Genomic DNA, 13,692 nt, shown 5'->3' on the forward strand with positions numbered 1-13,692 from the left:
CACTCAACGCCTTCGACATCACCTTCGACGGCCGCCTCTCCGCAGCCCGTCAGTAACTCCAATAACCCTAGTTACACCGCTCGTTTGACAGACCCTCACTCGATCACCCATGGGCCGACCACGCTCCAGCCGACCGCTTCCTCGTCATCCGCACATGACGAGGCAGCCATCGCGGCCGGCGGCGTGGGGCAGGTGACATGACCGCACGGAAAGAAGCCACGTGCGCGGTACCGATCCGGAGTCGCCAATTCCCTAGCGCGGCCGTCGCGGGGCGGTCTGCGGCGCGGAACGGCTCTACGCGAGGGGCAGCTGTCCGAGCGGTCGGCCGACGTCGGCTCGGGCCGCCACCAGGGAGGCGAGCTCCGCCCCGGTGAACGACGGCCCCCTCCATGAGTCAAGGACCGTCACGGGCTCGAGGTGCACCTGGGTCCCGAAGGTCCGCGCGGCGTCGAACAGACGCTGCAGGATCTGCAGCGACGCGGCGTCGAGCGTGCCGATCCGGGCCCACCAGGTGCGGGTGGGCGGGTCGAAACCCGCAACGATGCGCAGCAGTTGCCGCTGTTGCTCCCACTCCCGGGGCTTTGCTCAGATCGCTGGAGCAGCCATCGAGGCGCGAGTTGCGGCAGTGATGAGAATTTCGCGGGGCACCCGCGCTGCGGCGGCAAGGGCGCGACCCACCGGGTAGGCGTGGGCGCCTGCTGGGAGATTTCCGCGGCGCCCGCTGAGTACCACGTCGATGGAGCCCGTGCTGCTGTGCGATTCCGTGGTTCTGTCCAATCGCCGCAGTGTTTGGCGGGCGACTGCCTCCGCGCTGTCGTACAGGGTGGTTCCGGTGGGCAGGCTCTGCAGAATCTCTGGCGCCACGAGGGGGTAGTGCGTGCATCCCAGCACCACGGAGTCGCAATTCTGGGGGGTCCGCTTTGCCGCGTCGGCGATCGCTTCCGCTGCTGCGGCCATGTCTCCGTGGTCGATCGCCTCGGCCAGACCAGGGCATGCGACACGCGCGACAGGCCGACCGTTCGCGAAGTCCGCGATCAGGCGATCCTGGTAGTCACTCGCCGTGGTCCGGACGGTTGCCCACACGGCGATGCCTTGGGCGGCCGCTGCGGCCGACTTCACGGCGGGCACGGTTCCGATCACAGGCACACGGGGTTCAAAACTCTCGCGCAGAGCGTCGATCGCGGTGACGGTGGCGGTGTTGCAGGGGACCACGATGGCCTCCGCGCCCCGCTGGACGGCCAATTGGGCGGCACTGAACAGACGGTCCGTGACGAAGGAGGCCGTTCTCGATCCCCAGGGGGCGCCGTCGGGGTCCAGAAACAGAAGCAGATCGAGTTCCGGGGCGAGGTGCCGAAGCCATCCTGTGGTGGAAAGGAGGCCAAGCCCTGAGTCGATCAATGCCACCATCATGGGAGTCAAGTTACCAGCCGACCACTGGCGCAGATGGCGGTCCGTCGCGGGCGGCGGCGGGGGCGGCCCTCCCAGCGGTGAGTGGTCCGCGCTCGGCGGATCAGGCTACGCACGGTGATGATGGTGTCGGCGAGGTCGAAGAAGGCGTCGATGCCGGTGGCCCGGCGCTCCCAGCAGCGGGCGAGGCTGGCTACCGCTGATCCGGCGGACCCAGCCCACCCGTCAGTCGTGGCCGCTGTCTGAACGTCGCCCGCCAATCACGCCTGCGTTCACGGCCGTTGACAGTCCAATGGCGTGAAATATAGCCTGTGACATGTGAAATTTTACTCCGCATGAAGGGGCAGCCATGCCGAGCAATCTGCTGGATGAGCGCGTCACCGAGGTGGTTCAGGCAGCCGGGCTGGTGAGGCCAGCGAACCGATTCTTTGCTGCGGCGGCGACCGTGGAGACGGTCGCGCTCCCGAACGCGCTCGCCGTGGCGCGGCAGTGGGAGGCCATGACCAGGGCCTTCATGTTCACGACGATCTCGGGACTGGGTGCGACGGCGCGGCACTTCGCGTCGCAGGAGGCCCCGGGGCGGGAGGCGCTGGCGGCCTTCCAGACGGCCTTCCGGGTGATCGGCGACGACCTGGACAATCTGGCCGACGACTTCAGCGCGGTGGCGCCCCGCGGGGCGGCCGGAATCCACTACCTGTGGTGGGCGGACTCGATCGTCGCCCCGCTGGCGGAGGCGGTCGCTGACGAGAGCGAGCAGGAACTCCCCTCGGGCGTCGTCAAGTTGCTGATGGCGATGGAGTCCCTGGCCGAGCACCGCTTGGGTGCCGCGGTGCAGCTGAGGGTCGTGGAGGCCATGGCCCTGGACATCGCCGTCGCCTTCCGCCGCCTGTACGGCAAGGTGCGCGTCGACGGGCAGAAGCTCTTCGCGACGTCCGATGACCTGGCGTGGATCGACTCCCACATCAAGGCCGAGACGAGTCACGCCAAGTCGGTCAGCGACGAGGAGACCGGCATGACCGCCCTGGTCGAGACCGAGGAGGACGCCGAAGAACTGCTGCTGCTCGCCACGGAGTACGCGGCCCACTGGGCCGCCGCGCTCGACGACTTCGCCGATCAGATCAGCGCGGCCTGATCTGCGGAAGGACGCACACAGCCAGTGAACGACCTCATTGACGCGGTCAACCTACTGCGCGGAGCGGTTCAACAAGACGCATCAAAAGACAGGGACGTGCGCCGCGACGAGGCATTTCTCCGGCGCCTGTCACGCGAGTTGACCTCATCGCCCGCTCTCCGCGACGTACCCGTCGTCCAGGCATTCGCCGAAGACGCCAGCACCTTCGCCGACGACCCCCGGCTGCTCCGCACCAAGGCCCACATCAACACCCGTGCGGACAACCACATCTTCTCGCTCTTCGACGCCTCGTACTTCCCCACTCTCTCCCTGGACTTCCTGTCCTACCGGACGCTCCCCAGCGATCCGCACCTGGACGCCGGATACCCGAGCCCTACCATGCCGGTGACCATCGAGCGGATGTCGCAGGGTTTTGAGGCGCGTCCCGTCGTGGCGCTCTTCCCCGAGAACCACATCGACGGAGGACAGGAGAGCGGCGACCTCATCTTCTACTTCGTCGACAAGTTCGTCGAACGGCATCTGCGCCTCACCCGGCTCCTGGTGCGCAACGTCATGGCGGAGGGGTCGTTCCCGCTGGTCGAAGCCGCGAGCCTGGAGGACGTAGAGCAGGCGTCGTCCTGGTGGGTGCGGCTGCACGAATTCCACCACCGGCAGGGCGACATGCCGATTCCCGAATTCCTCCCGGTGAAGAAGTCCAAAGCGCTGGCCGGACTCGAAGAGCTGCGGGTCGACGTCTCCGCGATGCTCGCCTGCCTCCACGACTCCGCGCTGCCCGGCCGCGGCGCACGGCTCACTTACGAGTACGTGCTCTCCGAACGGCTGCTCCGCTACGCGGTCGAGGGGATACCGAGGCCCAACTACGACGCGGTCGCCTCGCAGTTGCTCTTCAACTACCTCATCACCGCGGACGGAATCCGCCTCCATAACGGCCTGGTCCATCTCCGCCCGGCACTGCCGGCCGCGCTGGCCGAATTCCTGGAGGAGATCCAGCGAATCGAACGGCACATCCACACCGAACCGGCGGAACGGGTCAGGGAGCGCCTGCTGGGCTTCGCCCATCGATACACCGACTACGACGAGAAGGCGAAGGACTACCAGCACATCGCCTACTTCGCCGAGACCAAGCGGAAGCTGGGAGTGTGAGCAGCATCGGCACCAGTGTCAGTACCGGTATCAGCATTCCGATCTTTCAGGTCGACGCCTTCACCGACCGGGCCATGTGGGGCAACCCCGCGGCCGTCTGCCCGCTCGAAGCGTGGCTCCCCGAGCCCGTCATGCAGAGCATCGCCCTGGAGAACAACCTCCCCGAAACCGCCTTCATCGTCAGGAACGGGGACGCCTACGACCTGCGCTGGTTCACCCCCGCCACCGAGGTCGACCTGTGCGGACACGCCACATTGGGCGCGGCATACGTCGTACTGACGCATCTGGAGCCGGACCGGGACGAGGTGACGTTCCACTCGGCCAGCGGACCGCTCGTCGTCGCCCGGCACGGCGACCTGTTCGGGCTTACGTTCCCCGCCCTCGAATTCGCCCCGGTGGAACCGCCGTTGGACCTGCTGCGCGGGCTGGGGCCCGTCGCGCCCTCAGCCGTCTACCGCTCCATGGACTACGTCGCGGTCTACGAGAGCGAGGCACAGCTCCGCTCGGTGGTGCCGGACCTCGTCGCGCTCGCCGCGCTGGGCCTGCGCGGCGTGGTCATCACCGCGCCCGGCGACCGGGCGGACTTCTGCTCGCGCTTCTTCGGTCCGAAGCTGTCCATCCCCGAGGACCCGATCACCGGGTCGGCGCACTGCGCGCTCGTCCCGTACTGGGCGCAGCGCCTCGGCAAGTCGCGGCTGCGCGCCGAGCAGTACTCGCCGCGCCTTGGCCGCACCCTCACGATCGGACTCGACTGCGGCCTCGACGGCGACCGGGTCGCCCTGTCGGGCGCTGCCAGACCGTACATGACCGGGACGATCCACCTGTCCAACGACGACCTCGACCAGAACCGAGAGGGATGACGTGCGCACCGATCGAATCTTCCACGCGGTGGACTCCCACACCGAAGGCATGCCCACCCGCGTGATCACCGGCGGGGTCGGGGTCATCCCCGGAGCGACGATGGCTGAACGCCGTATCCATTTCCGCGAGAACCTCGACCACATCAGGACCCTGCTGGTGACCGAGCCCCGGGGGCACGCGTCGATGAGCGGAGCCATCCTCCAGCCGCCGACCCGGCCCGACGCCGACTGGGGCGTGCTGTTCATCGAGGTGTCCGGCTACCTTCCGATGTGCGGGCACGGCACGATCGGCGTGGCGACCGTGCTGGTGGAGACGGGCATGGTCACTGTGACCGAGCCGGTCACCACGGTACGGCTCGAAACGCCGGCCGGTCTGGTCGTCGTCGACGTGGCGGTCTCGGACGGGGTCGCACGCCATGTCACCTTCCGGAACGTGCCGGCGTTCTGCGAGAGGCTGGACGCCGAGCTGGAGGTCCCGCGGTTCGGCTCCGTCCGCTACGACCTGGCCTACGGCGGCAACTTCTACGCGATCGTGCAACTCGACGACTACGGGCTGCCGTTCGACAAGAAGGCCAAGAACGAGATCACGGCCGCTGGCCTCGCCACGATGCAGGCGATCAACGCCACCGACGAGCCGGTGCACCCCGAGGACTCCCGGATCCGGGGCGTGAAGCACGTGTACTTCGCCGCGCCGGGGTCCAACGCCAGGCACTCGCGCCACGCCATGTCCATCCATCCGGGCTGGTTCGACCGCTCACCGTGCGGCACCGGCACCAGCGCGCGGATGGCGCAGCTGCAAGCGCGCGGCGAGCTGGAGATCGGCGCGGACTTCGTCAACGAGTCCTTCATCGGGTCGAAGTTCACCGGGCGACTCATCGAGGAGACGACCGTCGCGGGCCGCAGCGCCGTCGTGCCGACAGTCACCGGACGGGCCTGGATCACGGGCACCGCGCAGTACTTCCTCTCGCCCGACGACCCCTTCCCGGCCGGTTTCGAGCTCTGACCGCCTCGTTTCCCCAGCCGCCCTCAGCAAGACCCTTGCAAGGAAGGACGCGCCTCACCCATGGCCTCAGTGATACTCGGCCGCATCCCGTTCGACGACGAGCGCCTGGCCAAGGACATCGCCCGGCTCTCGACCATGGCGATCCCGCAGGAGCCGTACCAGGTCTTCACCACGGGCACCTGGCTGAACCTCAACCTGTGGAACGCCTCGGGCGACCACACCGACGGCTTCTGGTACGGACACGAGCAGCGCCCCGGGCAACGCACCGCGCTCCTCGACGAAGTCCCGTATCTGAGCGAGGTGTTGGCCACGCACTTCAGCCCGGAGCGCATGACGATGGTGCGCGGGCGCAACGTCGTCGAGTTCTCCATCATCCCGCACCGGGACTTCATCGAGGCCGGTGACGTACGGGAGTTCTTCCGGGTGATCCTCTTCCTGGAGGACAACGAGCACGCGGTCAACTCCGACGAGGACATGGTCTTCCACATGCGCAAGGGCGAGGTGTGGTTCCTGGACGCCGCCCAGATCCACGCGGGCATGAACATGTCCTCGCGCAGCCGCTGGTCGCTCTGCATCGACTTCGCGGCGGGCCCCGGATTCCAGCCGGCCGACATCTTCGCCGCGCCCCAGCTGTACGACCCCGGTCTGCGGCCCGCGCTGGTGGAGCGGGCGCCGTCCTCGCCCCTGCTGCCGGAGCGGCTGCGCGCGCTGAGCACGGTCGTCTCCCGGCACAACATCAAGGACATCGCCTTCATGCTGGGCCGGATCCACTTCACCGAGGAGGTGCCGATCGGGGCCTCCTGGGACTGGCTCATCGACATCACCCGGGAGTCCGGCGACCCGGAGCTGCTCGAAATCGCCGAGCGCGCCAAGAAGTTCTTCGTCCTCTCCCGTGAAGTCGGCGAGGACTTCACCTTCCTGCCGGGGTGAGCATGACCGACAAGGGCGACGGGTTCTCGCGTCCGGAGCTGCTCGATCACATCACCGGGGTCTGGGAGGAGGTCCTGGGCCTGGACCGGGTCGAGCCGGACCGGGACTTCTTCGAGCTCGGTGGCCATTCGCTGGGAGCGGTGCGCGCCGCGGCCAGGATCGGGGAAGAGCTGGGCTGCGACCTGTCGCTGCGGGCGATCTTCGAGCACCGCACGGCCGAGGCCCTCGCCGCCGAGGTCATGAAGGTCGGTGCGGCGGGATGACGGACGTGCGCAGTGTGTTCCGTCCAGTGGTCGCCGCCGCGGACTTCGAGCGCGCGGTCGACGCCTTCCGGTCGGCCCGGTCGCGGGGCGACCGCGAGACCGCCGTACCCGTGTGGATCGGTGAACGCGTCGACCTCAAGGCCGCGCTCGACCTCGCGGCCGGGCTCTACAGCGGCCTGCGACAACCACCGCGGTGCGCGACGGGGGTCGTGGTGGGCGACGTGCCGGAGGTGGTCCGAGCGTTCGCGCGTCCGCTGGCCGGGCAGTGGACGGACGAGGTGCCGCAGGAGGGCGACGACTCGCTGATCCTGCTGGGCCGCTACGCGGACCTCCGGATGGACGTCATCGGCCCGGCCCTGGTGGACGCCCACCACCGGGGCAGGGACGTCTTCCTGCTGACCGGCCGCGATCTCAACTCCCTCACCTGGCTGATCGCCAAGCAGTACGCAGAGGTGGCCGAGGAGGGCGGGACGGGGCTGTTCACCGATCTCGACACCGATCCTGTGACCACGTCGGCGACGTACTACGACTCCGGGTCGCTGGGCGGCGCCGAACTCGCCCGCATCGCGGCGGAGCGTGTCTGGAAGCGCGTGATGGCCAGCGGTCACGGCACCGAGGACAGCATCAACCTCGGCGCCCACACCGTGTGCGGGCTCAGCCCGGTCGCCGCCCCCGGGCAGCCGGGGCCGACCTGCTCGTACGGCCGGGGCTGCTACAAGCCCGAGGACAAGCTGGTCCCCGCTCACCGGATCCGCGCGGCCGAGCTCGTGCTCAGCGGCTGCGACAGCGGCGCCTTGGCGGATCTCGCCACCTACGGTCCCCGCTACCAACTGCTCCTGAACGGCATCGACGGCCCCGCCCAGACGGTGGTCGCCGGGCTGTCCATGCACCAGTCGGCCCGTGTGGAGAACCTCGTCTGGCTGGAGTCGGCGGACGGCTCGGGAAGCACGGCCCGGCTGCTCAACGCGAGCCTGCAGAACATGCACCCCTACCCCTCGTTCATCCAGGTGGGGGTGGCGAGTTCGGCGTATCGCGGCACCAGGCGGCCGGCACCGGTCCAGGACGTGCCGGCGGGGCTCATACGCGATATCAGTGCGCGGGCCCGCGGCTTCCTCATGACCGGCATGCTGCCCGCCGCCCACCCCCTGCGGAAGCGGTTCGAGGAGCTGGCGGAGCGGATCGAGACGACGGCCGTCCGGCCGGTCATGGGGCCGGCCGCGGAGAGGTCGGCGTTCCTGGCCTCGCTGGCGGAGGAGGCCCGCTCGCTGGACAGGGCCACGGCCGTACGGATGGCGGAACGCCCCGACGACGGGCTCGCCGAGTTCCCCCGCTTCTTCGGCGACCGGAGCACGGTCTCGCCGTCGGAAGCGACGGTCACGCCGTGCGTGCTGTGCGGGCGGCCCGCCTGGCAGTACCCGCGCCGGGGGTTCACCGCTCGGGTCCCCCTCACGACCGCGCACGTGTGCCTGAGCTGCGGTCCCGTCGGCTACACGATGGAGGGCGGGGCCCGGCTCGGTGCGCAGGCCACCGCGACGGTGGACGCCGGATCGGCGCTGCGCATCGAGGCCTCGGTCGATACGGAGCGGCCGGGGCCGGTGCAGGTGGGCGTGCTCGTCCCGTGGAGCCTCGCCGCCACGGTGTCCCCGCCTGTTCAGGAGGTCGACACCGGCCGGGGAGGGCGCCGGGGCGTCGTCTTCGAGGTGTCGCTGCCCGCGGCGGCCGCGCCCCAGGAACACCACTTCACCGTCTTCGGCGTCCAGGACCTCGCGCTCTCCCTGCTGCGATGTCCGTTCGCCGTCCTGCCGGCCAAGGAGGCCTAGGTGGACAGCACCCTCCATGCGGCGTTGGCCCGCCGGACGCGGGAGCACCCCGATCATCCGGCGCTGGTCGAGCGGGGCGTGGCCATCAGCTACCGCACGCTCGACCGGGCGGCCGACCACTTCGCCTCGGCCCTGCGCGACCTCGGCATCGGGCCGGGGAGCCTGGTCCCCGTCGTGCTCCCCCGGTCGGCACGCCTGGTGGCCGCCCAGCTCGCGCTGTGGAAATGCGGGGCCGCGTACTCCGTACTCGATCCGGGCTGGCCCGCCCAGCGTCTGGAGTCGCTCAGCGCGCGTCTGGGGGCGCCACTGGCCGTCGCGGATTCGGCGGCGTACGGATTCCCGGTCTGGACCCCGCCCCGGGAGCCGCTGGGGGAGTCCGCAGCGCGTGCGCCCGCGGCCGCGGGACACAACCACGCGGCCCAGGGCGCCGACGGCGCCTCGCCCGCGATGGTCATCTTCACCTCGGGAACCACCGGTGTGCCCAAGGCCGTGGTCCTGCCGCACCGCGCGGCGCTGCGGCTCTTCCGCGGCGAGGGGCCGGTCTCCTTCGGCCCCGACCACGTCATGCCGCAGGTGTCGAACGCGGCCTGGGACATGTACGCCCTGGAGGTATGGGGCACCCTGACCGCGGGCGGCACCTGTCTCCTCCAGGACGACCCGCTGTTCCTCCCCGAGTCCCTGCGCGCGGCGGTCGCCGAGCGCGGCGCGAACGCGGCGCACCTGCCGACCGCCCTGTTCAACCTGTTCGTTGATGTGGATCCGGGCTCCTTCACCGGGCTGCGGACGGTCTACGTCAGCGGCGAGGCGATGTCCGGGGCCCACGCGGCCAGGTTCCTTCGCGCCCATCCGGCGACCCCGCTGGTGAACTGCTACGGCCCCGTCGAGTGCTGCATGTTCGTCTCCGCCCACCGGGTCCGCCCGCAGGACTGCGACGAGCCCGACGGCGTACCCCTCGGCACGGCCGCGCCCGGGACGCGGCTCTTCGTCATGGCCGGCGACGAGGTGTGCCTCCCTGGGCGAGAGGGCGAGATCTGCGTGGCCGGCGAGGCGCTGGCCACGGGCTACCTGGGGCAGGAGGAGCTGACGGCGGAGCGGTTCCGCACCCTCGCGATCGACGGCGTGCCCACCCGGCTGTACGGCACCGGGGACCGGGGGCGCGTGGACGGCGAAGGACACCTGCGCTACCTCGGACGCAAGGACCGCCAGGTGAAGGTCAGGGGGTTCCGCGTCGAGCCCGCCGAGGTGGAGCACGCGGGGCGCACGGTGTCGGGGGTCCTCAACTGCGCGGCGGTGCCGATCCACGAGGCGGACGGCGGCTGCCAGTCGATGGTCCTGGCGTACACGATGCGGCCGGGCGAAGCGGCGCCGTCCGGGGACCCGCCCAGTGACCCGCTCGACGTGCGCTCGGCGCTGGCCGAGGTGCTCCCCGAGTACCTGGTGCCCGCCCGCGCGGTGGCCGTCGACGCCCTGCCGCTGACGCCGAACGGGAAGTTGGACCGTGCCGCACTTCAGGACTGGGGCAGCACGCACCGCATCCAGCACACGCAACACAGGAGGAACAACCGTGGCTGAGACCCGCCCCCGCCTGCTGCTTGTGGGGCTCGACCGGTACACCCTGGACGCGTGCGTCCGCCTGGGCGTGGACGCCGTCGTCGTCTGCGGCGCGGCCGGTTGGGACGACGGGCTGATGAACGTGCCGCCCGAGCTGACCGTGCTCAGGGTCGACGACCAGAGCAGTGTCGAGGCCGTGCTGATGGCGCTGCGCCGGGCCGGTCTCGGCGCCGGCGACTTCGACGCCGTCCACACCTCCGACGAGTACTCCATGGTGACGGCGGGCATGCTGGCGCGGCACCTCGGTCTGCCTGGGATCGCCCCGGAGACGGCGGTGCGGTTCCGGGACAAGTCCCTGCAGAAGGCTGCCGTGCGCGCGGCCGGGCTGACCGCCGCGCGGTGCGTGGTGATCGACGACGTCTTCGCGGTCTCCGGCCTGCGCGAACTCCCCTTCGCGCCTGCCGTGCTCAAGCCGGTGGCAGGCGCCGCGACGGCCCTCACCTCGTCGGTCGGGAGCATCGAGGAGCTACGGGCGCGGAGCGACGAGCACCGCGGGAACAGGACGACCCAGCGCACCTTCGTACTGGAGGAGCACTTCGCGGGCGACGAGTGGTTCGTCGACGGCGTCGTCTTCGACGGCGAGCTGCTGTTCCTCGCCGTGGGCGCCTACGGAGACCCCTGCCTTACCGCCATCGAGAGCGGAAGACCGCTGTGGCTGCGACACTTCGACCCGGGCGACGAGGGCTGGGTGTACGAGAAGGCGCGGGGTCTGGTGGGGCCCGCGCTCGACGCGCTCGGTCTGCGCGACGGGGCGTTCCACATGGAGCTCTTCCACGACGGGCCGTCCGGGACCCTGACGTTCGGCGAGTGCGCGGCCCGGCGCGGCGGCGCGCTGGTCCACGAGCAGATCCAGGCGAAGTTCGGGGTGAACGTCGCCGAATGCGCTGTCCAGATCGCGCTCGGGCGCCGCCCCGAGATCAACGCCAAGGTCAGCCCGGACGTCTTCGGCGGCTGCTATCTGCCCGTGCGTCCGGGCGTGCTGCTCGACTGCCCGGCGGCGGCCGAGCTGCTGGAGCTGCCTCAGGTGCTGTTCGCCCGGATCGAGCACCCGGTCGGCACGCACTTCCCCGCAGGCGCGGCCCACACCAGTCAGCGGGTCGGTCAGGTCATGGTCAGGGCGGCGTCGGTCGAGCAGCTGACCGGGCGTTTCGACGAGGTCAGGCAGTGGTTCGACGAGCGCCTGTGGGTGCTGCCCGACGGCCTGACCACCAGGGGGAAACGGGACTTCCAGCGGGCCTGGCGGCCCGACACCGACTTCGGGGACACCCTGTGGCGCTGACGGCGGCGCTGCTGCCGGTCGGCAGGAGTCGGCGTGTGATCGCGGCGACGTTCTTCGTGCACAACTTCGGCACCGGGCTGTCCCTCGCCGCAGGCGCGCTCTTCTTCACGCGGATCGTCGGCCTGCCCGCGTCCCAGGTGGCCGCCGGTCTGTTCGCCGGGGCCGTCGCGGGCCTCGGCGCGGGTGTGTACGTCGGCCGCTCGGCGGACCGCTGGGGGGCCAAACGCGTCCAGATCGCGGTCGCGGCCTGCGGGACGGTGGTGAACACCGGGCTGATCCTCGTTCACACCTTCTGGGCCTACATGGTGGTCTCGCTGCTGTCCGGGGCCGTGATCGCGGCGAGCTGGTCCACGCTGGCCCCGCTCGTCCGGGCCTTCGGTGGGTCCACGCCCGCCGCCTTCCGCGGCTATCTGCGGTCGGTGGGCAATCTGGCGATCGGTCTGGGCGCGGTGGCGGCGGGCTTCGCCATCCAACTGGACACCAGAGAGGCCTTCCTGACCGTCATGGTCGGCCGGTCGCTGACGTACCTGGTCTCCGGTCTGGTCCTCTTCTGGCTGCCGCCCTACACGCCCGACGACGGCGGCGGCGGCTCGAGCCGCGGCTGGGCCGCCCTGCGCGACCGCACCTATCTGACCGCGACGGCGCTCAACGCGGTGATGTCCCTGCACTTCACGGTGCCCACGTTCCTGCTCCCGCTGTGGATCGTGGAACACACATCGGCCCCCGGGTGGACGATCTCCGGGATGCTCGTGCTCAACACGCTCCTGGTGGTCCTCCTCCAGGTCCCCCTCAGCCGGGGTATCGGCGACGTGCGGTCCGCGGGGCGCGCGATGCGCTGGGCGGGCGCGGCGCTCGCGGCGGGCCTGGTGCTGATGGCGCTGGCCGAGGAGCCGCCCGGCCAGGCGGCCGCCCTCCTCCTGGCGGCGGGGACGGCCGCGTACACCCTCGGCGAGATCTGGCACACGGCGGCCTCGGCGGAGTACTCCTTCGGCCTCGCTCCGGCCGACGCGCAGGGCCAGTACGCCGGGGTGTTCGGCCTGGGCAACGGCCTGGCCGAGGGGGCGTCGCCCGCGGTCATGAGCGCGCTGCCGCTGGCGCTCGGCCTCCCCGGCTGGCTGTTGCTCGCCGCGCTGATGCTGGTCACGGGCCTGCTCTGCCAGCCCGTGATGACGCACGTCGTGCGTCCGTCCGCGAGCTCCGAAGTCCCGGCGCGCGGACCGGAAACCTGCGGGGCCGTCGGCGGCCGTCGTACGCGCAGGACCCCTCCCACATGACCGCCCCCGCTCGCACGACCGCCGGACCCGCCCCCGACCGCCCGGCCGGAGCAGCCGCCACCCTCACGGCGGCTGCCCCGGCCGGGCACCCCCGCACCCGCCGAGAGCACGACCTGTTCTGCGACCGGGACGTGCCCGCCGACGCGTACTGTGGCGTTCGCTCCCGGCACGCCCTGGCGTGGGCAGCACCGGGCCGCGGGCGCTATGGATCTGCTGGTGTGCGCGACGGCAGTCACCACGGTCACACCGTGCTCCACGGGGACGATGACTTCGCTGCCGTGGCCGCGGTCGTCAAGGATCTGCTGGGTACAGATCCGTGGCGTTGGTGTGACCGGCGGCGAATTCGGCTTGCAAGTCGGGCTTGAACTGGTCCAGGGGCACGTTCCGGCGGTCGCGGGCGGAGGCGAGGAAGACATCGAGATCGGTGTCGCTGTAGCGGCGGACGGTCTTGCGGTCGATGCCGAGGCGGCGGGCGATCTCGCTGATCGGGTAGCCGATCACGACCATATGGTTGATTTCCTCGTGGCGTCGTCGGACGCGGTCCACGATCAGCGTGGCCGGCAGGAGATCCAAGGTGGGTTGCACGGCCTGGCTGTGTCGCTGGCGTTCGGCGTATTTGCTCAGGCAGGCGCGGTGCTGGTGGCAGACCTGTTCAACGGCAAGGGGGAGATTGCGCAGCAGGTGCCAGCGGTCGGCCACCTCGATGGCGTTGGGGACAGCTTCCTTGACAGCGCGAGTGTAGGCGCTGGCCCGGTCCCGGCACACAACCTGGGCGCCGGTGTGCTCGCGCAGCCACACGGCCAGCGTCTCGGAGGTACGGCCTGGCAGGACGTCGACGACCCGGTGCGTCTCGACGTCGACACCCGGTCCCCGCAGCCACGGACGGAACGCCCCCGTATGGAGTGCGTGATCGAGTCCGTGGTGACCAAGCGTTTGGGCGCTCTGCCCGTCGCTGCCGAGTTTCTGCGCC

The 13,692-nt window shown here is 70.5% G+C and carries 12 protein-coding genes and 1 pseudogene; 10 read left to right on the forward strand and 3 right to left on the reverse strand.

Annotated elements, in window-relative coordinates; all coding sequences use genetic code 11:
* Window positions 1-585: 585 nt before the first annotated feature.
* Both ABZS64_RS37990 and ABZS64_RS37995 read right to left on the reverse strand, forming a co-directional pair.
* Window positions 586-1,410 (reverse strand): aspartate/glutamate racemase family protein, encoded by an 825-nt coding sequence (locus ABZS64_RS37990; protein WP_326437148.1) that lies wholly within the window; start codon window positions 1,408-1,410, stop codon window positions 586-588.
* Window positions 1,411-1,415: 5 nt separating this feature from the next.
* Window positions 1,416-1,595: pseudogene (locus ABZS64_RS37995) on the reverse strand (hypothetical protein); the annotation flags it as partial.
* Between the two features lie 161 nt (window positions 1,596-1,756).
* On the opposite strand from ABZS64_RS37995, the gene ABZS64_RS38000 reads away from it, so the two are divergent.
* From ABZS64_RS38000 to ABZS64_RS38045, 10 genes are all read left to right on the forward strand, one after another.
* On the forward strand, window positions 1,757-2,539 hold the full coding sequence (locus ABZS64_RS38000; protein ID WP_355839597.1) for a DUF6202 family protein: 783 nt from the start codon (window positions 1,757-1,759) through the stop codon (window positions 2,537-2,539).
* A 96-nt stretch (window positions 2,540-2,635) separates the two neighbouring features.
* A complete protein-coding gene (locus ABZS64_RS38005) occupies window positions 2,636-3,682 on the forward strand; it encodes a DUF6421 family protein (RefSeq protein WP_355839599.1) in 1,047 nt (348 codons plus the stop codon).
* Window positions 3,679-4,542 carry a PhzF family phenazine biosynthesis protein gene (locus ABZS64_RS38010; RefSeq protein WP_355839601.1) on the forward strand — a complete coding sequence of 288 codons (864 nt, stop codon included), beginning with the start codon at window positions 3,679-3,681 and terminating at the stop codon, window positions 4,540-4,542. The genes ABZS64_RS38005 and ABZS64_RS38010 overlap by 4 nt, the downstream gene beginning before the upstream one ends.
* Before the next feature lies 1 nt (window position 4,543).
* On the forward strand, window positions 4,544-5,545 hold the full coding sequence (locus ABZS64_RS38015) for a proline racemase family protein (protein WP_355839603.1): 1,002 nt from the start codon (window positions 4,544-4,546) through the stop codon (window positions 5,543-5,545).
* 60 nt (window positions 5,546-5,605) lie between these two features.
* Window positions 5,606-6,475, forward strand: a complete 870-nt coding sequence (locus ABZS64_RS38020; RefSeq protein WP_355839605.1) for an aspartyl/asparaginyl beta-hydroxylase domain-containing protein — start codon at window positions 5,606-5,608, stop codon at window positions 6,473-6,475.
* A gap of 2 nt (window positions 6,476-6,477) precedes the next feature.
* Complete coding sequence (locus ABZS64_RS38025) at window positions 6,478-6,738, forward strand: phosphopantetheine-binding protein (RefSeq protein WP_355839617.1); 261 nt, start codon at window positions 6,478-6,480, stop codon at window positions 6,736-6,738.
* A 5-nt stretch (window positions 6,739-6,743) separates the two neighbouring features.
* On the forward strand, window positions 6,744-8,558 hold the full coding sequence (locus tag ABZS64_RS38030; protein WP_355839607.1) for a hypothetical protein: 1,815 nt from the start codon (window positions 6,744-6,746) through the stop codon (window positions 8,556-8,558).
* Window positions 8,559-10,130 (forward strand): amino acid adenylation domain-containing protein, encoded by a 1,572-nt coding sequence (locus ABZS64_RS38035; protein WP_355839609.1) that lies wholly within the window; start codon window positions 8,559-8,561, stop codon window positions 10,128-10,130. It abuts the gene before it with no gap.
* Window positions 10,123-11,448: a hypothetical protein gene (locus ABZS64_RS38040; protein WP_355839611.1), complete on the forward strand. Its 1,326-nt coding sequence runs from the start codon at window positions 10,123-10,125 to the stop codon at window positions 11,446-11,448. The genes ABZS64_RS38035 and ABZS64_RS38040 overlap by 8 nt, the downstream gene beginning before the upstream one ends.
* Window positions 11,439-12,722: an MFS transporter gene (locus ABZS64_RS38045; protein WP_355839613.1), complete on the forward strand. Its 1,284-nt coding sequence runs from the start codon at window positions 11,439-11,441 to the stop codon at window positions 12,720-12,722. Before ABZS64_RS38040 ends, ABZS64_RS38045 begins: the two co-directional genes overlap by 10 nt.
* A gap of 291 nt (window positions 12,723-13,013) precedes the next feature.
* Here ABZS64_RS38045 and ABZS64_RS38050 read toward each other — a convergent pair.
* Window positions 13,014-13,692: transposase (locus ABZS64_RS38050; RefSeq protein ID WP_355839615.1), on the reverse strand; the 679-nt coding region annotated here is incomplete at its 5' end.

This window comes from Streptomyces sp. NPDC005408, assembly GCF_040606445.1.
GTDB lineage: Bacteria > Actinomycetota > Actinomycetes > Streptomycetales > Streptomycetaceae > Streptomyces.